Genomic DNA, 18,932 nt, shown 5'->3' on the forward strand with positions numbered 1-18,932 from the left:
AATTTAAACGCGTCCGATCTGTTTCCGGTTTCCGGCGGCAGCGAGTAACCGCGCCTAGATCGCATCCTCCCAAGACTTTGACCGCGTAGGAGAACAGATTTTTCTCTGCTCTCTCGGTTATCGGGGCACATTAGCCCAACGGAAATGAAAATGTCACGAAGAATTTTGCCTTGAAACGGGCATTCTCGTGCTGCACTGCACAATAGTGTGGCAGCCTTTGCTTGGGAAACCATCAGCAGGGTGTTTTATGCAACCGTGGCTCCTTCGATCGTCCAGCATTCGCGGCGCGCGCGAGGGGTGCTCAAAACCTTTTCCTTCCGCGCGCCACGCCGTTCGTAAGCTGAATTTCCGATTTCCGGGTCGATGCGTCCGGGTTCCCATTGCGCCATGAAATGGCTATGAAGCCGGGGCAAGCAAGCCTGCGTCGCACCGATTCTGGCGCGGCCTCCTCATTCACGGACCAGTCCATGCGTTTGTCGCGCTATTTCCTGCCCATCCTCAAAGAGAATCCGCGCGAGGCGGAGATCGTCTCGCATCGGCTGATGCTGCGCGCCGGCATGATCCGCCAGCAGGGGCAGGGCAGTTTTTCCTGGCTGCCGCTGGGCAAGCGGGTCTTGGACAAGGTCTGCCAGATCATCCGCGAGGAGCAGAACCGCGCCGGCGCGCTGGAAATCCTGATGCCGACCATCCAGTCGGCCGATCTGTGGCGCGAAAGCGGCCGCTATAACGACTATGGCAAGGAGATGCTGCGCATCAAGGACCGCCAGGACCGCGACATGCTCTACGGGCCGACCAACGAGGAAATGGTCACCGAGATCTTCCGCGCCTATGTTAAGTCCTACAAGGACCTGCCGCTCAACCTCTACCATATCCAGTGGAAGTTCCGCGACGAGGTGCGGCCGCGCTTCGGCGTCATGCGCAGCCGGGAATTCCTGATGAAGGATGCCTACTCCTTCGACCTCGACTTCGAAGGCGCGAGAGCCGCTTACAACAGGATGTTCGTGTCCTATCTCCGGACCTTCACCCGCATGGGGCTACAGGCGATCCCGATGCGGGCCGACACCGGCCCGATCGGCGGCGATCTCAGCCATGAATTCATCATCCTGGCCGACACCGGCGAAAGCCAGGTGTTTTGCCATCGCGACTATCTTTCGCTCGGCGTGCCCGGAGCCGACACCGATTTCTCCAACGACGCCGAGATATCCGGCATCGTCAAGACCTGGACGACGCCTTACGCGGCCACCGACGAAATGCATGACGAAGCGGCCTGGGCTGAGGTTCCCGACAGCGACAAGGTTTCGGCGCGCGGCATCGAGGTCGGCCATATCTTCCATTTCGGCGAGAAATACTCCAAGCCGATGGGTGCCAAGGTGACCGGGCCCGACGGCAAGGATCATTTCGCCTCCGGCGGCTCCTACGGCATTGGCCCGTCGCGGCTGGTCGCGGCGATCATCGAGGCCAGCCATGACGAGAACGGCATCATCTGGCCGGAAGCGGTGGCGCCGTTCGATATCGGCCTGATCAACATGAAGGTGGGCGACGCCGACTGCGACCGCGTCTGCGATGAGCTCAACGCAGCTTTCACCGCCGCCGGCAAGGATGTGCTCTATGACGACACCGACCAGCGGCCGGGCGGCAAGTTCGCCACCGCCGACCTGATCGGCCTGCCCTGGCAGGTGATCGTCGGACCGCGCGGCGTGGCCGCCGGCGAGGTCGAGATCAAGAACCGCAAGACCGGCGAGCGCGTGACGCTGCCGATCGCCGATGCGAAAAAACGCTTCGGTGCCGCCGCATGAGCGAGGCGGCGGCAGCGAGACCGGCAGGCGCCGGACCGTTTTCCATCTTCGAACGCACGGTGGCGTGGCGCTATCTGCGCTCGCGACGCAAGGAGACGGTGATCTCGGTCATCGCCTCGATCTCCTTCCTCGGCATCATGCTGGGGGTGGCGACGCTGATCGTGGTGATGGCCGTCATGAACGGGTTCAGGGCCGAGCTGCTCACCCGCATTCTCGGCGTCAACGGCCATCTGATCGTGCAGCCGCTGGATTCGCCGCTTGAGGACTATGCGCAGGTCGCCGGCCGCATCAACGGCGTGGCCGGCGTGAAATACGCCATTCCGCTGATCGACGGCCAGGTGCTGGCGCAAGGCAATATCGGCGGCGGCTCGGGCGCGCTGGTACGCGGCATCAGGGGCGAAGACCTTGGCAAGATCGCCATCGTCGCCAGCAATATCAAGCAAGGCTCGATCGCCGATTTCGACACAGGCGAGGGGGTCGCCATCGGCAAGCGCATGGCGGAGAATCTCGGCCTGGCGCCCGGCGACACGATCACCCTGATCTCGCCGGACGGCGACGTGACGCCGCTCGGCACGACGCCGCGCATGAAGGGCTACAAGATCGCGGCAATCTTCGAAGTCGGCATGTCGGAATATGACGCCTCCATCGTCTACATGCCTTTTTCGGAGGCGCAGCTCTATTTCAACATGGATGGGCGAGCCCAGACGATCGAGATCTATGTCGACAATCCCGATGACGTCGACGCGCTGAAACCGAAGGTGGAAGAGGCGGCGCAGCGACCCATCGACCTCGTCGACTGGCGGCAGCGCAACGAGACCTTCTTTTCCGCCCTGCAGGTGGAGCGCAACGTCATGTTCATGATCCTGACCCTGATCGTTCTGGTGGCGGCGCTCAACATCATCTCCGGGCTGGTCATGCTGGTGAAGGACAAGGGGCACGACATCGCCATCCTGCGCACCATGGGCGCCTCGCGCGGCGCCATCCTGCGCATCTTCCTCATGACGGGCGCGGCGATCGGCGTCACCGGCACCATCGCCGGCGTGCTGCTCGGCGTGGTCATCTGCCTCAACATCGAATCGATCCGCGAGTTCTTCTCCTGGATGACCGGCAAGGTGCTGTTCAATCCGGAGCTCTATTTCCTCAGCCAGTTGCCGGCGAAAATGGATCCGCGCGAGACGACCTATGTCGTCATCATGGCGCTCGGCCTGTCCTTCCTGGCGACGTTGTTTCCAGCATGGCGGGCGGCCCGCCTCGATCCGGTCGAAGCGCTGAGGTACGAGTGATGGCGCAGGCCATTATCGAGTTGAAGAGCGTCGAGCGGCACTATGTCCAGGGGCCGCGCAAGCTCACCATCCTGAACGGCGCGGACTTCTCGCTGAAGCGCGGCGAGATGGTGGCGCTGGTGGCGCCGTCCGGCACCGGCAAATCGACGCTGCTGCATACGGCAGGGCTCCTGGAACGGCCCGATGCCGGCGACGTGATTCTCTCCGGCCGGGCCTGCGGCCGGCTATCGGACGACGAGCGCACCTCGATCCGCCGCAACGATGTCGGCTTCGTCTACCAGTTCCACCATCTGCTGCCGGAGTTTTCGGCGCTGGAAAACATCATGATGCCGCAGCTCATCAAAGGGCTGCCGCGCAAGGAGGCGGCCGAGCGCGCGGCGCAGCTGCTCGACTACATGCAGATCGGCAAGCGCGCATCGCATCGGCCGTCCGAACTGTCGGGCGGCGAGCAGCAGCGCGTGGCAATCGCACGCGCGGTCGCCAATGCGCCGCTGGTGCTGCTGGCGGACGAGCCCACCGGCAATCTCGACCCGGTGACCGCTTCCTATGTGTTCGAGGCGCTGGAGGCATTGGTGCGGCAATCGGGCCTCGCGGCGCTGATCGCCACCCATAATCACCAGCTGGCAGAGCGCATGGACCGGCGCGTCACCCTGGCAGAGGGCAAAGTGGTGCCGCTCTAAGGGCACCTCGATGTCCGCTGCGAGATTGCGTCCAACCTTAACAACGTCCAGCGAGATTTCCGCGAGTTTGGTTTACCGTCAGGGATACTGATCTCTCCGGGAGTCCCTCAGGATCAGAACCGCCAATGAGCCTTCAGTGCGATCAGGGTGGATGAGATCGCGATCATCACCAGGATGAGCAGCCAGGTTACAAAGTTGCGCGAGAGGCGCCACCGGCGGCCTTGTCTCATGCGCTTTCGCCAGCGATCAGCTTGATTGGCGCCTTCGTGTTGCCCCACGTCCATCACTCGGTAGCCGGACAGCTTACCCACTATTGTCTCGACTAGGATTGAGTGCAAGCAGGCGCTCATCCCATACGCCAAGGGACGATAGCGTCGCCGACATCTTCCTGACCTGTTGATGGTCCCGCGCCGTCAACCTTTTCTTAACCGTGCCGGTTTGATCGCTCGAAAATTCCGGCTGCGGGCGGATTCTGCTCGTTGACTTTGAAACAAAATTAGAACAAATTGCGAACATATCAACAACAGGAGAGAGTTATGACCGATCTGGTTCAGGATGTCGTCTCGCTGGTTTGCATGAGCACCTTCCTCATTTCCATGGCGATCTGGATCGGAGCCATGTGAGGTGACGGTGTCTGCCGTCGCTGTTACGGCGGGCGAAAGTCCGCTTTGCCGTTAAGCCTTTCTTGCCGCCATGGCGCTAGGGTATCGCTCCTGAAAGCAGGAGCGCCGCGTGTCGCCCATCGTCACCGCCTTCCTCGTGGCCAGCAATCTCGGGCTGATTTTTCTTCTGATGAGCGTGCCGCTTGGTTTGCGCACCATCAGGCTCAGCCGCACGGTCGCGGCCGACCGGCAGCGCCTGTGGCAGGCGCTGTGGCCGCTCGGGAGCAATGCCGGCTGGTCCGGCGAAATCCTCTCGGCAGAGATGCTGGGTGAGGGACTGGTCCGCACCAGGATGTCCTGGGAGGGCCGGGACGGCCAGCCGATCGAACGCAAGGCCCTGCTCGAGAATGTCGTGCACGGCAGGTGCTTTTCGATGCGCGTCATCGAGGACACGGCGCTCGATCCGTCTTTCTGGGCGCATTATCGGGAAACCGCGCAGTTGGTCTCGATTGGCGATGCCACCCGGGTGACGCTCACCCAGACCGACCGTTACCGCGGCGTGGCATTCCTGGTGTTCCGCTATTTCGCCATGCGCCGCGAACTCGCCAAGCTGGATGGCTGGGCCAGGACAGGGCGGTATCGCAAGGGCGGCTGGTTCGAACATCCGCTGAGCCAGCTCGGCTTCGCCGCTCTCTCGGCATTCATCCTGTGGCCGTTCTTCGGGCTTCACCGCGGCGGGCTCGCGCTGGCCGCGATCCTGACTTCCGTTGTCGCCCTGCACGAACTCGGCCACATGGCGGCATTCCGCCTGATGGGCCATCGCAGGGCGCGCATGATCTTCATCCCGCTCCTCGGCGGCGTCGCCATTGGCGGCCGGCCCTATGACAGCCGTTTCGAAGTCGCGTTCGTGGCGCTGATGGGCGCCGGGTTCTCTGCTTTCCTGGTGCCGTTGGCGATGATGGGCAGTACGTTTGCAAGCGCGGAAGGGCACTGGCTAACCGCGACATTGCTGGCGACACTGGCGGGCTGTGCTGCCTTGTTCAACATCGCCAATCTGGTGCCGGTGTGGAAATTCGATGGCGGCCAGGTGCTGCGCCAGATCTGCCCGGGGCCGGTCGCGCTGGCGCTGGCCTCCTTCTTCCTGTTCTCGGCTTTTTTGGCGCTTGGCTGGCAGGCCGGCTTTTCCATTGGCTTTCTGCTCGCGGCCGGCGCGGTCTTTGCAATCCTCAGCCTTCTGACAGCGGGCAGCGGGGTGAAGCCGCGCCACGAACTGAAGCCGATCCGGACAGCCGACCGTTTCGTCATCGCCGGCGCGCTGCTGGCGGTGTTCGTCATCCACGGCTATGGAGTGCTCTGGGCGTCGGCACGGCTGATCTGAGCTGTCCGGGAAGCGTTCAGCCGGCCTCGCGGACTGTTTCCAACGGTAAGGCCGTAGCCGGGCCGAAGACGTCCTCGAACGCTGATTTCAGCGCCAGATCGAGATCGGCCATCGTCACCGGCAGCCCGAGATCGACGAGGCTGGTGACGCCGTGGTCCTGCACGCCGCACGGCACGATACCGCTGAAATGGCCGAGGTCCGGCTCGACATTGATGGCGATGCCGTGAAAACTTACCCAGCGCCTGAGCCGAATACCGATGGCGGCGATCTTGTCTTCGGCGGCAGAGCCGTCCGGCAGGGCAGGGCGATCGGGCCGCACCACCCAGACGCCGACGCGATCCTCACGGCGCTCGCCATTGACGTTGAAGGCGGCGAGCGTGCCGATGATCCATTGTTCGAGGGCGGCGACGAAGGCGCGCACATCCTCGCGGCGGCGTTTCAGGTCGAGCATGACGTAGGCGACGCGCTGGCCCGGCCCATGATAGGTGTATTCGCCGCCGCGGCCGGCCGAAAACACCGGGAACCGGTTGGCGTCGATCAGGTCCTCGCTGCGCGCACTGGTACCGGCGGTATAGAGGGGCGGATGCTCGACCAGCCAGACCATTTCGCCGGCGGCCCCGCTGCGGATCGCTTCGGCGCGCGCCTCCATGAAGGCGAGCGCCTCGGGGTAGGCGGTGAGGCCGGGCTCGATCGCCCATTCGACGGGCGCCGAACCGGGCAAAGGCAGGAACGACGTGGCGATCTGGCTGCGTTCTGGCATGGGGTGTCTCTTGTTGTACTCCATATGGCGATATCGGGCCGAAACGTCCAGTTCGCGGTGCATTTTGGCGCTTTGATCCGTTATGGCAATTCCCAGCGATTAAATGCTCGGGGCGCACTTGTTTCGCCGGAAACGATTTGCTACACGCCGCGAGCCGGTCGGTTCCGGCTCCTACCACGTGCGGTCGTGGCGGAATTGGTAGACGCGCAGCGTTGAGGTCGCTGTGGGGCAACCCGTGGAAGTTCGAGTCTTCTCGACCGCACCATTCTCTCTTCCCAGAATCTCATTTTGTAGCGGCACCTCCAGCCCTAGGGGCACCGCGCATTTCGTTTGATATTCCCGCGCGTTACGCCAGTTTCTTTTTGAGCGTCGGATTTTCCCGAAACCGGTTTCCACTTTCGGGTCCGATGTTCTAGACCTGAGACGCACCTTTTCCAGGATTGCAATGGCGGGAGGCGCTGGTGGAAGGCCAGGACGAACGGACGACCGGCGCTGGGGTCGCTGACGAACACCACGCCGACATCTACGGTGAGGACGGCGCTGTCCTTTCGTCCTTTCTCGCCCAGATCGGCGCGGCGATCGCCGACCGCGATACGCTCACGCTCAAGCGTGAGGTCGACGACCTGCACCAATCGGAAATGGGCGACCTGATCGAGGCGCTGCATCCCGACCAGCGGCGCGCCCTTGTCGAGCTTTTGGGGGCCGACTTCGATTTTTCCGCGCTGACCGAGGTCGACGAGGCGATCCGCATGGACATCGTCGACAATCTGCCCAACGCGCAGATTGCCCAGGCGGTGCAGGAACTCGATTCCGACGACGCGGTCTACATCCTCGAGGACCTCGAACCGGAGGACCAGGACGAGATCCTGTCGCAGCTGCCGTTTACCGAGCGCATCAGGCTCCGTCGCTCGCTCGACTACCCCGAGGAGACCGCCGGGCGGCGCATGCAGACGGAGTTCGTCGCGGTGCCGCCGTTCTGGACGGTCGGCCAGACTATCGACTACATGCGCGAGGACAAGAACCTTCCCGACCGCTTCAGCCAGATCTTCGTCATCGACCCGAGCTTCAAGCTGCTTGGCGCCATAGACCTCGACCAGATCCTGCGCACCAAGCGCTCGGTCAAGGTCGAGGAGGTCATGCATGAGACGCGGCATGCCATTCCGGCCACGATGGACCAGGAAGAGGCCGCGCGGGAGTTCGAGCAATATGACCTTCTGTCGGCCGCCGTCGTCGACGAGAACGAGCGGCTGGTCGGCGTGCTGACCATCGACGACGTCGTCGACGTCATCCAGCAGGAAGCCGAGGAAGATCTCCTGCGCATGGGCGGCGTCGGCGACGAAGAGCTTTCCGACAGCATCTTTTCGACCTCGCGTTCGCGTGTTCCATGGCTGCTTGTCAATCTCCTGACCGCCTTCCTCGCGGCATCGGTGATCGGCCTGTTCGACCACACGATCGAGCGCATCGTGGCGCTTGCCGTGCTGATGCCGATCGTGGCCGGCATGGGCGGCAATGCCGGCTCGCAGACCATGACCGTTACCGTGCGGGCGCTGGCGACAAGGGATCTCGACATCTACAATGCCGGTCGCATTATCCGTCGCGAGATGGGCGTCGGTTTCATCAACGGCATCGTTTTCGCCATACTGATCGGCATCGTCGCCGCCGTCTGGTTCCGCGATGCCAATCTCGGAGGCATCATCGCCGCGGCCATGATCATCAACATGTTCGTTGCGGCTCTTGCCGGCATCCTGATCCCGCTGCTGCTCGACCGCTTCAAGGTCGATCCTGCGGTCGCTTCGGCGGTCTTCGTCACCACGGTCACCGACGTCGTTGGCTTCTTCGCTTTTCTCGGCCTTGCCACGTGGTGGTTCGGCGTCCGTTGATCCGGCTCAATTGACTTTTACGTAAATGCCGTGCGAGGCTCGGCGACAGGCAGACTGCGGCCGATTCCGGCAGGTCTGCGGCGGACGGAGAGCAGCAATCGCCAATCTCCGGCTATGGGGTGAGAATGCGGGAATATTATTCGATCACCGAGCTGACGCGCGAATTCGACGTGTCGACGCGGACCTTGCGCTTCTACGAGGACGAGGGGCTGGTGCAGCCGGTGCGGCGGGGCCGCACGCGGCTGTTTCGTCCATCCGACCGACACCTGATCCGGCAGATCATGCGCGGAAAACGGCTCGGCTTCTCGATCAACGAGATCCGCGAAATCATCCAGATGTACAAGGAGCCGCCCGGCGAGGTCGGCCAGCTGAAGCTGATGATCAAGCGCATCGAGGAAAAGCGCGAGGATCTGAGGCAAAAGCGTCGCGACCTCGAGGAGACATTGGCCGAACTCGATCAGGCCGAGGAATCCTGCGTCGAGCGGCTGGTCGAGCTGGGCGTGAACACGTAGCGGACCGCGTTTGAGCGGCCATGGCAAACATTCGAGATTAGCCGAGCCTTCCGAACTTCGTCATCCTAGGGCGAAGCAGGAGCGAAGCTCCGTCGTGGAGACCCTAGGAGACGACGGAATGGACGTTTCGGCTAATGGCCGAAGTGCGATTCACGGCGGAAACCATGGCGTGCCTCAAATCCAGCGCCGCACTCGTTTGGCGTAGTCGCGGTATTTCTTGCCGAACTTTGCCGCCAGCATCTTTTCTTCCTTTTCCACCGCGACCTTCTGCGTGACGAAGGCGGCGATGAAGGCGAGCGGCAGGAACCAGACGATCCCGGAGATGAAGGCAACGCCGATCAACAGCAGCGTGTTGGCGAGATACATCGGGTTGCGGCTGACGCCGAATGGGCCCGAGGTGACGAGATGATCCGGCACAGCGTTGGGGTTGAGCGTGGTCTTGGCCCGCGTCATGGTACGGATGGCGGTGAACCAGAGTGCGGCGACGCCGAACAGCGCCACCCAGCCGGCCGCATAGAGGAGGTCGCCCAGGAGGTCGCCGATCCAGGGCAGGGGAAAGAGCAGGCCGAGCGCGATGCTGATGGCGATGGCGGCGATGTAGATCAGCGGCGGCCATGGTATCAGCCCAGGTTTGGGCGGGGTCTCGGTCATTCGACACCTTCCTCCGTCATCTTGCTATCGGTCTGGGCCGTGCAGGTGCCGGCGAGATCCGCCAGATGCGCTCTCCATTCGGCGGTCTGGTCGTTCTTGTAGAGCCGATCAAGCGTGGCCTCGCCCTCCAGCGTGTCCAGCATGCACCCACAATAGCTCGAACAGAACTTGCTGTCGCGCTGCTGTTCGCACGAGATCTGGCAGGTCTTGAGAAAGTTCACCTGCGGGGTTTCGACCTTGGCCGGCATTACTTGCGAGAACAACCAGACACTGCCGATCAGCAGCGGCTGATGGATCAGGTAGAAGGCCAGGCTGTGCCGGCCGATGAAGACCAAAGGATTGGACCAGCGCCCGGGCGCCACGTCCGCCAGGCGCGCCAAGGCGCCGAAGCCGGAGGCGAGCTTGGTCGCTCCGAGACCCACAAGCACCGCACCGAACCACGGGAACAACGGGACATAGTCGTTGGAGTGTGGGTTGACCGCGGAAAGGCCGACCCACCACAGCCAGGGGTGATCGAACGATTCCAGCCGAAAATAGAAGGGAATGGCGATGACCGCCGCGGCGATCAGCAGTGTGAGCAGCGCCGGCAGACGCAGGAATGCCAGCCCAAGCAGGCTCGCCAGCGCGATCTGGTGCAGGATGCCAAAGAAGATCCACCCGTCCGGCGTGGCGATACGGGTGGCGACCGAAATGGCGATCGCCGCCCCGGCGACCATGGCAAAGCGTCTCCAGAAGCCGTTCCAGCGGATCTCTTTGCCATGGGCGAGATACAGGCTGACGCCGACCAGGAACAGGAAGGTCGAGGCGATGCAGCGAGCATAGAACTTCCACCAGCCGAAGGCGGTCAGGCCGGGATCGGTGTAGCCGAAGAATTCCAGGTCCCAGGTGAAATGGTAGCTCGCCATGGCGATCAGCGCGATGCCGCGCAGCATGTCGATGGCGACGATGCGCTTGGTCTTCGGCAACTCCGCGGCGGGCATGGTCGGCGTCTGGATGCTCATGGTCTCGCGATCTGATTCAGCCCCGCACGAGGACTATCACGGTTACGCCGGACAAAAGAAGGCCGTGAGCTTCGATACGGACGGTCAGCCGGCGCTGTGTCAGGCACGCCTTTAGGCCAGCACGGGAAAGCCTTTGACCGGCTTCGTTTTAACCGGGGCACGTCGGTTTCCTGTTACCGGTCGCGAACTGATGGCCGCAGATTTGGCTGGTGATTCTGCTTTGGGGAAGCAATGTCCACGCATGTGCGCCATCCGATCTGGCTACCGGCCCTCAAGGCCGCGGATGCCCGCACCTTCGCCTCGCTCTACGCGGTCGAATCCTTCGCTCGCGCCACGGTGTCGAGCGTCATCCCGATCCAGGCCTACGAGATCCTCCACAACGAGCAGATCGTCTCGATCCTCTACACCATCGTGGCGATGCTCGGCCTGTCGGTAACCTTGTTCATGCCGATGCTGATCCAGCGCTTCGCGCGGCGCTGGGTCTACACGGCAGGCGCCTGCCTGCTGGCGATCGGCTCGTTGTTCTTCGTCACGCATACGCTCGCCGGGCAACTGGCCGGCATGCTGTGCCGTGTCATGGGCGCCAGCGCGCTGTCGATCACGCTCAACCTCTATATCATGGACCACATCCGCAAGACCGATTTCATGCAGGCCGAATCGCTGCGCATGGCGTGGTCGATGTTTGCCTGGACGGGTGGGCCGACGCTCGGCATCTTTCTCTACACGCGCTTCGGCATCTATGCCGCGCATGGCGCGGTCGCCGTATTCGCCTTGGCCCTGCTGGCGTTGTTCTGGACCTACCGGCTCGGCGACAATCCTTCCATCCGGCCGGGCAAGACGCGCCCGGTCAATCCGCTCGCCAATATCGGTCGCTTCGTCGCGCAGCCGAGGCTGAGGCTGGCCTGGCTGATCGCCTTCGGCCGCTCCTGCTTCTGGACGACCTTCTTCGTCTACGGACCGCTGTTCATGGTCATCACCGGTGAGGGCGAACTGGCCGGCGGCATTCTGGTTTCGGCGGGCAACGCGCTTTTGTTCATGGCGATTTTCTGGGGCAAGGCGGGCAAGCGTTTCGGCGGCCGCAGGACCATGACATTTGCCTATTTCGCCATGTCGGCGATGCTGCTGGCAGCGGGTGCCGTCGGCGAAAGCGCGCCGCTCATCACCGGCGCCTTCCTGCTCTGCGGCGCCTTCTTCACCATCGCGCTCGACGCGCTGGGCTCGACCGCCTTCATGCGCTCGGTGCGCTCTTACGAGCGGGCGCAGATGGCTGCGGTCTACCGCACCTATCTCGATTTTTCCGAACTGACGCCGCCGCTGGTCTATTCGGTGGTGCTGGCCTTTTTCGGACTCGGCTCGGTTTTCGTCACGCTCGGCCTGCTTGCGGCGGTCTGCGGCTATGTCACCTGGCGTTATCTGCCGAAGTCGCTGTGAAGCTTACGGCACAAGCGCAGCGTGCCGTTCGCGTACCCAGTCGTGGAAGCGGTGGAGGTCGTACTCCTCCGGCATCAGCACGCCGGCCTTGTGGCGCATGGAGCGCAGCCCTTTCTGGTTGACCTCGCAGATCGCGGCATCCTCCTCCAGAACCTGGGTGCCGAAACCGACGATATTGTCGATGTCGGTGGCGGCGAGCGCGTCGGGCGCGAACAGCCATTCGGCGGTCAACTCGGTCTGTTCGGGGCCAAGCGGCACCAGCCGAACGGACCTGACATAGTCGACGTGGCCGACGATGAACATCGAGGGCAGGCTGGTGGCATAGGTCTGGCCGGCGGCGCGCTCGGCCGGTGTCAGGCCCGAAAAGACCGGCCCATGAGCCTGACCGTCACGCGACCATGTTTCGGCACCCGCCCGCAGCCCGCCGGAAAACTCCGGCGCGTCATTATCGGCGTGGCGCGTCCATTCAGGATCGTCGTGCCGGCCCATCAGGCCTCGGCCATAGATCGGCACCAGTCGCGACAGGTCCTTGTGGACGCCCGGGCAGTGCAGGCATTCGTTGAAGTTTTCCCAGAAGATCTTCCAGTTGCAATCCATCACCTTGCGCAGCACATGGCCTGATGCCAGCGATTCCAGCGGCCAGTTGCCGAGATCGCCGGAGGCCGGGTCGAAGGATGAGTGCGCCGAGCCGGCGGCATCTTCCGCGAGATTGACGAAGACGAAGCCGCGCCAGACCGACAGCGCGACGCGATAGAGCGGATGGTCCGCCTTGTCGAAACCGTCGGGCAGCGTTTTCGACGGCACGCGTACGAGATCGCCGCGCAGCGAATAGGACCATGCGTGATAGGGGCAGGTGATCAGCCGCGCCTTCAACCGGCCAGCACTTTCCTGGCAAAGCTGCGAGCCGCGATGCCGGCAGGTGTTGTGGAAGGCGCGCAGTTCGCCGGTGTCGTCGCGCAGCACGACGATCTCCTGAGTGCCGACACGGAAGGTGCGGAAAGCCAGCGGTTGGGCGAGATCAGCTTCACGGCAGACGAGCAGCCAGTTCCTGTACCAGATGGCGTCGAGGTCGCGCTGGTAGCTCTCCACGTCCCAATAGGCCGACGACGGCAATGTCGGCTCGGCCCGGGTGAGGCCGTTATAGGGGGCGTGCTGGCTCTGGACGGGCTGCATGGCTGGCCTCCTGTGAGGATGGCAGCCGACACCCGCCCACGGAAATTGTCAATTGCAGCGGAGCAGGCGGCCGACGGCGCTAAAGCGCTTGTCGTCGTCGGAATTTGGTTTGCCGGATGCGGCGATTTTCCCTATAGTCACCTTCGTCGTCGGTTCCGATTGGAGCCAAGAGGGAATGCGGTGCGGGCAGATTTGCTGCCCAATGCCGTGGCTGCCCCCGCAACTGTGTGCGGTAGTCCTCTCCATATGCCACTGAAGATTTTCTTCGGGAAGGTGGGGAAGGGCGCTGATCCGCGAGCCAGGAGACCTGCCGGCGACAGGAAACTGACTTCGATGCCCTCGGGTGGAGGGCGAAAGGACAAGACATGAATACCGCTTCCGTCTCCCTCGGCGCCTCCATCTCCTCGCAGTCGCGCCTCCTGCAGCTCGCGCTCGCGGCGCTGCTCGGCGTTTTCGTCGTCGGCTTTGTCGGTTTCTCGCATATAGACGCGGTCCACAATGCCGCGCACGACTATCGCCACTCGATGGCGTTTCCCTGCCACTGATAGGGATTTGACATCATGAACCTGTTTCGCAACGTCGTGTTCGTCGCGGCGATCGCAGGGCTCGTGGCCGGCGTCGTTCTCGCCTGCATGCAGGCCTATGCCACCGTGCCGCTGATCCTGAAGGCGGAAGTCTACGAACAGGCGGGCGGCGGCCATCACCACGACCATGCCGCACCGGCCGCGACCGACAACAACGCCATGAGCTCCGCGGCGCCGGCAGCCGCTGAAGCTGCTCCGGCGGAAGAGGAAGGCTGGGCGCCGGCCGACGGCTTCGAGCGCTTCGCCTTCAGCGTGCTTGCCAACATCGTCACCGGCATCGGCTTCGCGCTGGTCCTGGTCGCGGTTTCGGAATTCGCCGGCGGCATTGGCAACTGGCGCCAGGGCGTGTTCTGGGGACTGGCCGGCTTTGCCGTGTTCACGCTGGCGCCGGGTCTCGGGCTGCCGCCGGAACTGCCTGCCATGCCCGCCGCCGAGCTTCTGCCGCGCCAGATCTGGTGGACGGCAACGGTGGCGGCAACGGCGATCGGCCTTGCCCTGATCGCCTTCCGCAAATCACTGCCGCTGGCGATTCTGGGCGTGGTGTTGATCGTCGCGCCGCATATTGTCGGCGCGCCGCAGCCGGACAGTTTCGAGACGCCGATTCCGGAAGGCCTGCACCATCAGTTCGTGGTGGCGGTGACAGTGACCAACCTGGTGTTCTGGCTCGTGCTCGGCGCTGCCGTCGGCGTGGTGCGTGGACGCTTCACCGGCCGCGCGACGAGCCTGTGCGACAGCTTTGCCTGATCGCGGAAGACTGACCTTCATCATCGGGGGTGCGCGCTCCGGCAAGAGCGCCCACGCCGAAACGCTGATGACGGCCTTGCCTTCGCCATGGGCCTACATCGCCACGGCGCAAGCCTATGACGACGAGATGCGGCAGCGTATCGCGCTGCATCGGTCGCGACGCGGTGAAGGCTGGATGACGATCGATGCACCGCTCGACCTTGTCGGTGCGCTTGAGGCCTTGCCCGACAACCAGCCGGTGCTTGTTGATTGCCTGACGCTCTGGCTGACCAATCACATGCTGGCCGATCATGATGTAGAGGCCGAATGCCGGCGGCTGGCTGACATGCTGTCGCGGCCGCGCGGGCCCTGGTTCGTGGTATCCAACGAGGTCGGGCAAGGCATCGTGCCCGACAATGCGCTGGGACGCCGGTTCCGCGACGCCGCCGGCCGGCTCAACCAGCAGGTCGCCGCGATTGCCGATACCGTGCTTTTGATGGTGGCGGGGCTGCCGCTCAAGGTGAAGTGACATGACCGACATCGACGAAAAGGACGAAGAGCGCCACCGCGCCAAGATGGCCAAGCGCAAGGCGGTGCAGGATGCCGAGGTGGCGAGCAAGACGGTTGAAAAGGGTCTGCTGATCGTCAACACCGGGCCTGGCAAAGGCAAGACGACGGCTGCCTTCGGTCTGGCGTTGCGGATGCTCGGCTACGGCAAGCGCGTCGGCGTCGTCCAGTTCATCAAGGGCAAATGGCATACGGGTGAGAAGGAGGCCTTCGCCGCGTTTGGCGACCGCGTCGTCTGGCACGCGATGGGCGAGGGCTTCACCTGGGAGACGCAGGATCTGAAGCGCGACATCGCGGCGGCCGAGGCCGCGTGGGCCAAGGCGCTGGAGCTGATGGCCGATCCGTCGATCAGTCTTGTCGTGCTCGACGAGCTCAACATCGCGCTGCGCTACGAGTATCTCGATCTCGACAAGGTGGTCGCCGCGCTGAAAGCGCGCCGCGAGGGCCTGCACGTCGTCGTCACCGGCCGCAACGCCAAGCCGGCGCTGGTCGAGGCGGCCGATCTGGTCACCGAGATGGGGCTGACCAAGCACCATTTTGCGGCCGGCGTGAGGGCGCAGCAAGGGATAGAGTTCTAGAACGCCAGAATCGCGAGCAGCGAAACCAACCCGAACAGCGCGATCAGCAGGTAGTCGGCGACCCGGTAGAGTTTCAGCGCCCGCCTTATGTCGATGCTCTCGGCTTCGCGCCGGCCGCCTTCGCCCATGAACGCGTCGTCGACCGTTACGCCGCCATAGCTGCGCGGCCCGGCGAGCGCCAGGCCAAGTGCGCCGGCCATCGCCGCCTCCGGCCAGCCGGCATTGGGTGAGCGGTGCTTTTTCGCGTCGCGCCGCACCGCAGCCCACGCGTTGCGGGGATCGGCTCCCTTGACCAGGAAAGCCGCCAACGCGATCAGCAGCGCCGTCAGCCGCGAGGCAGGCAGGTTGATCCAGTCGTCGAAGCGCGCCGCCGCCCAGCCGAAGGCTTCGTGGCGGGGCGTGCGGTGGCCGATCATCGAATCGGCGGTGTTGGCGGCCTTGTAGGCGGCGCCGCCGGCAAGGCCGCCGACGCCCGTCCAGAAGGCGGGGGCAACGATGCCGTCGGAAAAATTCTCGGCCAGGCTCTCGATCGCGGCGCGGCAGACGCCGGCCCTGTCGAGGGTTTCGGGATCGCGGCCGACGATGCGCGAAACGGCGGCGCGGCCCATGTCGAGGCCGCCCGAGTCGAGCGCATCGGCGACGGCCTCGACATGCTCATAAAGGCTCCGCTGTGACAGGAACGATGTCGCCAGAAGGGCGGTGATGAACAGTCCCAGGGGAATGAACCAGAGCAAGATCTGCACGCACAGGCCAATTAGCGCCGGCACCAGCACGATGACCAGAAGCGCCTGGACACCACGTTGGCGACGCAGTGCGTCGGGATCAGTGGCGCGGTTGAGCCTGCGATCGAGAAAGGATATCAGCCTGCCGAACCACGTCACGGGATGGCCGATGGCGCGAAACAGCCAGTCGGGGTAGCCCAGCGCGGATTCGACGGCCAATGACAGGAAAGCGATCAGGACTGACATGAAGCTTCTTGAAGGAGCGGTGGACCATGGTGGAAGTCTCGGCCGGGCAAGGGCGCTTTTCCCCAATGCCCCCCAGCCTTTCGTCGACCTCTCGACCGGAATCAATCCGCACTCCTACCCGCTTTTCGAGCTGCCCGCCACCTCGCTGTCGCGATTGCCGGAAGCAGGGCGGGCGCGTGAGCTGACGGCGATCGCGGCCGGCACCTACGGCGCGCCGGCGCCAGCCAACGTCGTGGCTGCGCCCGGCACGCAGATCCTGCTGCCGCGCGTGGCTTCGCTGGTCGCGCCGGGCAAGGCGCTGGTGTTGGGGCCGACCTATGCCGAACATGCCCGCGCGGCGGCGATCGCGGGGCACGAGGTGACCGAAGTCGGCCATTTCGCTGAGCTGGCGGACGCCGACCTTGCCATCGTGGTCAATCCGAACAACCCGGATGGGCGCATCGTCGAGCGCGACCGGCTGCTGGCGCTGGCCGCCGGTTTGCGCGCCAAGGGCGGGCTGCTGGTCGTCGACGAGGCGTTCATGGATGTCGGCCCGCGCGAACACAGCCTTGCCGGCGATGTCGGCCAGGGCGGCATCGTCGTGCTGCGCTCTTTCGGCAAGTTTTTCGGGCTGGCCGGCCTGCGGCTTGGGTTTGCGCTTGCCGATGCGCCGACGGCCCAACGGCTTGAAATGCAATTCGGACCTTGGGCTGTCGCCGGCCCGGCGCTGGAATATGGCATTCGCGCACTTGGCGATATCGGCTGGCAGGACGAAATGCGCGCGTCGCTGGCGGAGGCATCGGCTCGACTCGACGCACTGTTCGGTCGTTTCGGCGTGCCTGTCGCGGGCGGCACCACATTGTTCCGCTATTTCAGCCTGCCGGAGGCCGCCGGCTTGTTTGCAGCGCTTGGCGAACGCGGCATCCTGCTTCGCCATTTCACCGACCGCCCACACGTCCTGCGGGCCGGCCTGCCGGGAAACGACGAGGAGTGGGCGCGACTGGAATCCGCCCTTGCCGAATGGGCGATGCGGCGCGAGGATCGAGCAAAAGGCATCAAACCATGATCCATGTCTGCTCGCTGGCAAAGGTAGAGGAAACGGTGGCGAGGACCGGCGCCGAGCGGCTGCTGTCGCTGTTGGCCGCGGGTACCGATGTGCTCCGCCCAGCCTCGATCATGAGGGAAAATCATCTGCACCTGGTCATGCACGACATCGCGGTGGCGCAGGATGGCATGACGATGCCGGGCGAGGAGCATGTGCGAAATTTGCTTGATTTCGCGCGCCGCTGGGACCGGGCGAGACCGATGGTGGTGCATTGCTATGCCGGCATCAGCCGCTCGACAGCCTCCGCCTATATCATCGCCGCCGCGCTGGCACCGAAACGCGACGAGGCCGAACTGGCCCGGACGTTGCGGATGCTGTCGCCATCGGCGACGCCCAATCCGCGGCTGATCGCGGTGGCCGATGCCTTGCTCGCACGCGACGGCCGCATGATCGCGGCGATCGAAGCGATCGGGCGCGGCGCCGACGCTTTCGAGGGCACGCCCTTCGAACTGAAGATCGATATTTAGGCGGCTACTTCAGCCAGTCTGCCAGCTTCGCCTTGTGAACATCCCGCAGCAGGCCGATGAAGCCGTCGGCCTGATATTCCGCGGTCAGCCGGCCTTTTTCAGGGGTCGCGATGCTGGCATCGCCGACCACGCCGTTCGGATTCAAGTCGCTGGCGATCCACGCGAAGGCATGGGTGCCGGTGTGGCGCAGCAGCGAGAATTCCTTCTCGGCCTTCGCGACATTGGACACGAAATTGTCGGCCTTGCTCACGTCGACCAGATCCGGCCGGAAATGCAGCATCAGCGACGTCTCGACGTCGCCGCCATGGATGCCGTGGCGGTCTTCAAGTTCGGTGTACATGCCGGCCGGGCGGCCAAAGCGCTGCCAGCTGGTCTTGACCGCCAGCATCCTTTCGCGCACCCGCAATTCGCGCGTGACGATGCCCATGATCTCCTCATTGCCGCCATGCGAATTGACGACGACCAGCTTGCGCACGCCGGCCCGCGCGATCGAAACGCCAAGCTCGGTCCAGGCCTCCACCAGCGTCGTCGCTGGCAGAGTGAGGGTGCCCGGCGCATGCAGATGCTCGTTCGATTTGCCCACCGCCTGGATCGGAAGGATGCGGATGTCGAGATCGTCGGGCAGGCGAGCGATGACCGTGTCGAGCATGCCGTTCATGATCGAAGTATCGGTCGAGACAGGCAGATGCGGTCCATGCTGCTCGATCGCCGCCACCGGCAGCACGGCGATCGTCGCCTCAGGATTGATCGAGGCATATTCGGTTGTCCGGTAGTCGCCCCACCACACGCGTTTCTTCGCAGTCATGTCGTGCCT

At 64.0% G+C, this 18,932-nt stretch carries 20 protein-coding genes, 1 tRNA gene and 1 riboswitch; of the genes, 14 read left to right on the top strand and 7 right to left on the bottom strand.

Features of this window, described 5'->3' with window-relative positions:
* Positions 1–467 precede the first annotated feature (467 nt).
* The 3 genes from proS to LB566_RS23710 are packed head-to-tail and all read left to right on the top strand — an operon-like array spanning position 468 to position 3,759.
* A complete protein-coding gene (gene proS / locus LB566_RS23700; RefSeq protein ID WP_140553645.1) occupies positions 468–1,796 on the top strand; it encodes a proline--tRNA ligase in 1,329 nt (442 codons plus the stop codon).
* Positions 1,793–3,079: a lipoprotein-releasing ABC transporter permease subunit gene (locus tag LB566_RS23705; protein ID WP_224627756.1), complete on the top strand. Its 1,287-nt coding sequence runs from the start codon at positions 1,793–1,795 to the stop codon at positions 3,077–3,079. The genes proS and LB566_RS23705 overlap by 4 nt, the downstream gene beginning before the upstream one ends.
* A complete protein-coding gene (locus LB566_RS23710) occupies positions 3,079–3,759 on the top strand; it encodes an ABC transporter ATP-binding protein (protein ID WP_140553648.1) in 681 nt (226 codons plus the stop codon). Before LB566_RS23705 ends, LB566_RS23710 begins: the two co-directional genes overlap by 1 nt.
* A 113-nt stretch (positions 3,760–3,872) precedes the next feature.
* Here the strand turns inward: LB566_RS23710 and LB566_RS23715 are convergent, their stop codons facing one another.
* A complete protein-coding gene (locus tag LB566_RS23715; protein ID WP_224627757.1) occupies positions 3,873–4,070 on the bottom strand; it encodes a hypothetical protein in 198 nt (65 codons plus the stop codon).
* Between the two features lie 421 nt (positions 4,071–4,491).
* On the opposite strand from LB566_RS23715, the gene LB566_RS23720 reads away from it, so the two are divergent.
* Positions 4,492–5,739, top strand: a complete 1,248-nt coding sequence (locus LB566_RS23720) for a site-2 protease family protein (RefSeq protein ID WP_224627759.1) — start codon at positions 4,492–4,494, stop codon at positions 5,737–5,739.
* Positions 5,740–5,755: 16 nt separating this feature from the next.
* Here the strand turns inward: LB566_RS23720 and lipB are convergent, their stop codons facing one another.
* The gene (gene lipB, locus LB566_RS23725; protein ID WP_140896111.1) at positions 5,756–6,499 is read right to left on the bottom strand and encodes a lipoyl(octanoyl) transferase LipB; all 744 of its coding nucleotides are present in this window, start codon (positions 6,497–6,499) and stop codon (positions 5,756–5,758) included.
* A 180-nt stretch (positions 6,500–6,679) separates the two neighbouring features.
* On the opposite strand from lipB, the gene LB566_RS23730 reads away from it, so the two are divergent.
* The 3 genes from LB566_RS23730 (at position 6,680) to LB566_RS23740 (ending at position 8,891) form a co-directional block, all read left to right on the top strand.
* Positions 6,680–6,764: transfer RNA gene (locus LB566_RS23730), tRNA-Leu, on the top strand.
* Positions 6,765–6,960: 196 nt separating this feature from the next.
* Positions 6,961–8,379 (top strand): magnesium transporter, encoded by a 1,419-nt coding sequence (gene mgtE / locus LB566_RS23735; RefSeq protein WP_224627761.1) that lies wholly within the window; start codon positions 6,961–6,963, stop codon positions 8,377–8,379.
* Positions 8,380–8,504: 125 nt separating this feature from the next.
* Positions 8,505–8,891 (top strand): MerR family transcriptional regulator, encoded by a 387-nt coding sequence (locus LB566_RS23740; RefSeq protein ID WP_006203215.1) that lies wholly within the window; start codon positions 8,505–8,507, stop codon positions 8,889–8,891.
* A gap of 174 nt (positions 8,892–9,065) precedes the next feature.
* Here the strand turns inward: LB566_RS23740 and LB566_RS23745 are convergent, their stop codons facing one another.
* Entirely contained in the window at positions 9,066–9,542 is a 477-nt protein-coding gene (locus LB566_RS23745; RefSeq protein ID WP_224627763.1) for a methyltransferase family protein, read from the bottom strand.
* On the bottom strand, positions 9,539–10,543 hold the full coding sequence (locus tag LB566_RS23750; protein ID WP_224627765.1) for a DUF1624 domain-containing protein: 1,005 nt from the start codon (positions 10,541–10,543) through the stop codon (positions 9,539–9,541). Before LB566_RS23750 ends, LB566_RS23745 begins: the two co-directional genes overlap by 4 nt.
* Before the next feature lie 231 nt (positions 10,544–10,774).
* Between LB566_RS23750 and LB566_RS23755 the strand changes: the two genes are divergently transcribed.
* Entirely contained in the window at positions 10,775–11,974 is a 1,200-nt protein-coding gene (locus LB566_RS23755) for an MFS transporter (protein ID WP_140639084.1), read from the top strand.
* 3 nt (positions 11,975–11,977) lie between these two features.
* On the opposite strand, the gene LB566_RS23760 is transcribed toward LB566_RS23755, so the two are convergent.
* On the bottom strand, positions 11,978–13,147 hold the full coding sequence (locus LB566_RS23760) for an aromatic ring-hydroxylating oxygenase subunit alpha (protein ID WP_224627767.1): 1,170 nt from the start codon (positions 13,145–13,147) through the stop codon (positions 11,978–11,980).
* A 133-nt stretch (positions 13,148–13,280) separates the two neighbouring features.
* Positions 13,281–13,477, top strand: a riboswitch (cobalamin riboswitch).
* 35 nt (positions 13,478–13,512) lie between these two features.
* On the opposite strand from LB566_RS23760, the gene LB566_RS23765 reads away from it, so the two are divergent.
* From LB566_RS23765 to cobO, 4 genes are read left to right on the top strand one after another with little or no spacing between them, the layout of a single operon-like run.
* Positions 13,513–13,692, top strand: a complete 180-nt coding sequence (locus LB566_RS23765) for a CbtB domain-containing protein (RefSeq protein ID WP_140495602.1) — start codon at positions 13,513–13,515, stop codon at positions 13,690–13,692.
* 15 nt (positions 13,693–13,707) lie between these two features.
* The gene (locus LB566_RS23770; RefSeq protein WP_224627769.1) at positions 13,708–14,475 is read left to right on the top strand and encodes a CbtA family protein; all 768 of its coding nucleotides are present in this window, start codon (positions 13,708–13,710) and stop codon (positions 14,473–14,475) included.
* Positions 14,468–14,983 (top strand): bifunctional adenosylcobinamide kinase/adenosylcobinamide-phosphate guanylyltransferase, encoded by a 516-nt coding sequence (cobU, locus tag LB566_RS23775; RefSeq protein ID WP_224627771.1) that lies wholly within the window; start codon positions 14,468–14,470, stop codon positions 14,981–14,983. Before LB566_RS23770 ends, cobU begins: the two co-directional genes overlap by 8 nt.
* Position 14,984: 1 nt before the next feature.
* Positions 14,985–15,599 (top strand): cob(I)yrinic acid a,c-diamide adenosyltransferase, encoded by a 615-nt coding sequence (gene cobO, locus LB566_RS23780; protein WP_224627774.1) that lies wholly within the window; start codon positions 14,985–14,987, stop codon positions 15,597–15,599.
* Here the strand turns inward: cobO and cbiB are convergent.
* The gene (cbiB, locus tag LB566_RS23785) at positions 15,596–16,567 is read right to left on the bottom strand and encodes an adenosylcobinamide-phosphate synthase CbiB (RefSeq protein ID WP_224627776.1); all 972 of its coding nucleotides are present in this window, start codon (positions 16,565–16,567) and stop codon (positions 15,596–15,598) included. The two genes, cobO and cbiB, sit on opposite strands and share 4 nt — an antisense overlap.
* On the opposite strand from cbiB, the gene cobD reads away from it, so the two are divergent.
* Together cobD and LB566_RS23795 are read left to right on the top strand one after the other, a co-directional pair.
* Positions 16,566–17,612: a threonine-phosphate decarboxylase CobD gene (gene cobD / locus LB566_RS23790; protein WP_224627778.1), complete on the top strand. Its 1,047-nt coding sequence runs from the start codon at positions 16,566–16,568 to the stop codon at positions 17,610–17,612. The two genes, cbiB and cobD, sit on opposite strands and share 2 nt — an antisense overlap.
* On the top strand, positions 17,609–18,118 hold the full coding sequence (locus LB566_RS23795; protein WP_224627787.1) for a tyrosine phosphatase family protein: 510 nt from the start codon (positions 17,609–17,611) through the stop codon (positions 18,116–18,118). The genes cobD and LB566_RS23795 overlap by 4 nt, the downstream gene beginning before the upstream one ends.
* 4 nt (positions 18,119–18,122) lie before the next feature.
* On the opposite strand, the gene LB566_RS23800 is transcribed toward LB566_RS23795, so the two are convergent.
* Complete coding sequence (locus LB566_RS23800) at positions 18,123–18,923, bottom strand: creatininase family protein (RefSeq protein ID WP_224627789.1); 801 nt, start codon at positions 18,921–18,923, stop codon at positions 18,123–18,125.
* Positions 18,924–18,932 lie beyond the last annotated feature (9 nt).

The sequence above is a fragment of the Mesorhizobium sp. CA13 genome (assembly GCF_020165235.1).
In the GTDB taxonomy this organism is placed as follows: Bacteria; Pseudomonadota; Alphaproteobacteria; order Rhizobiales; family Rhizobiaceae; genus Mesorhizobium.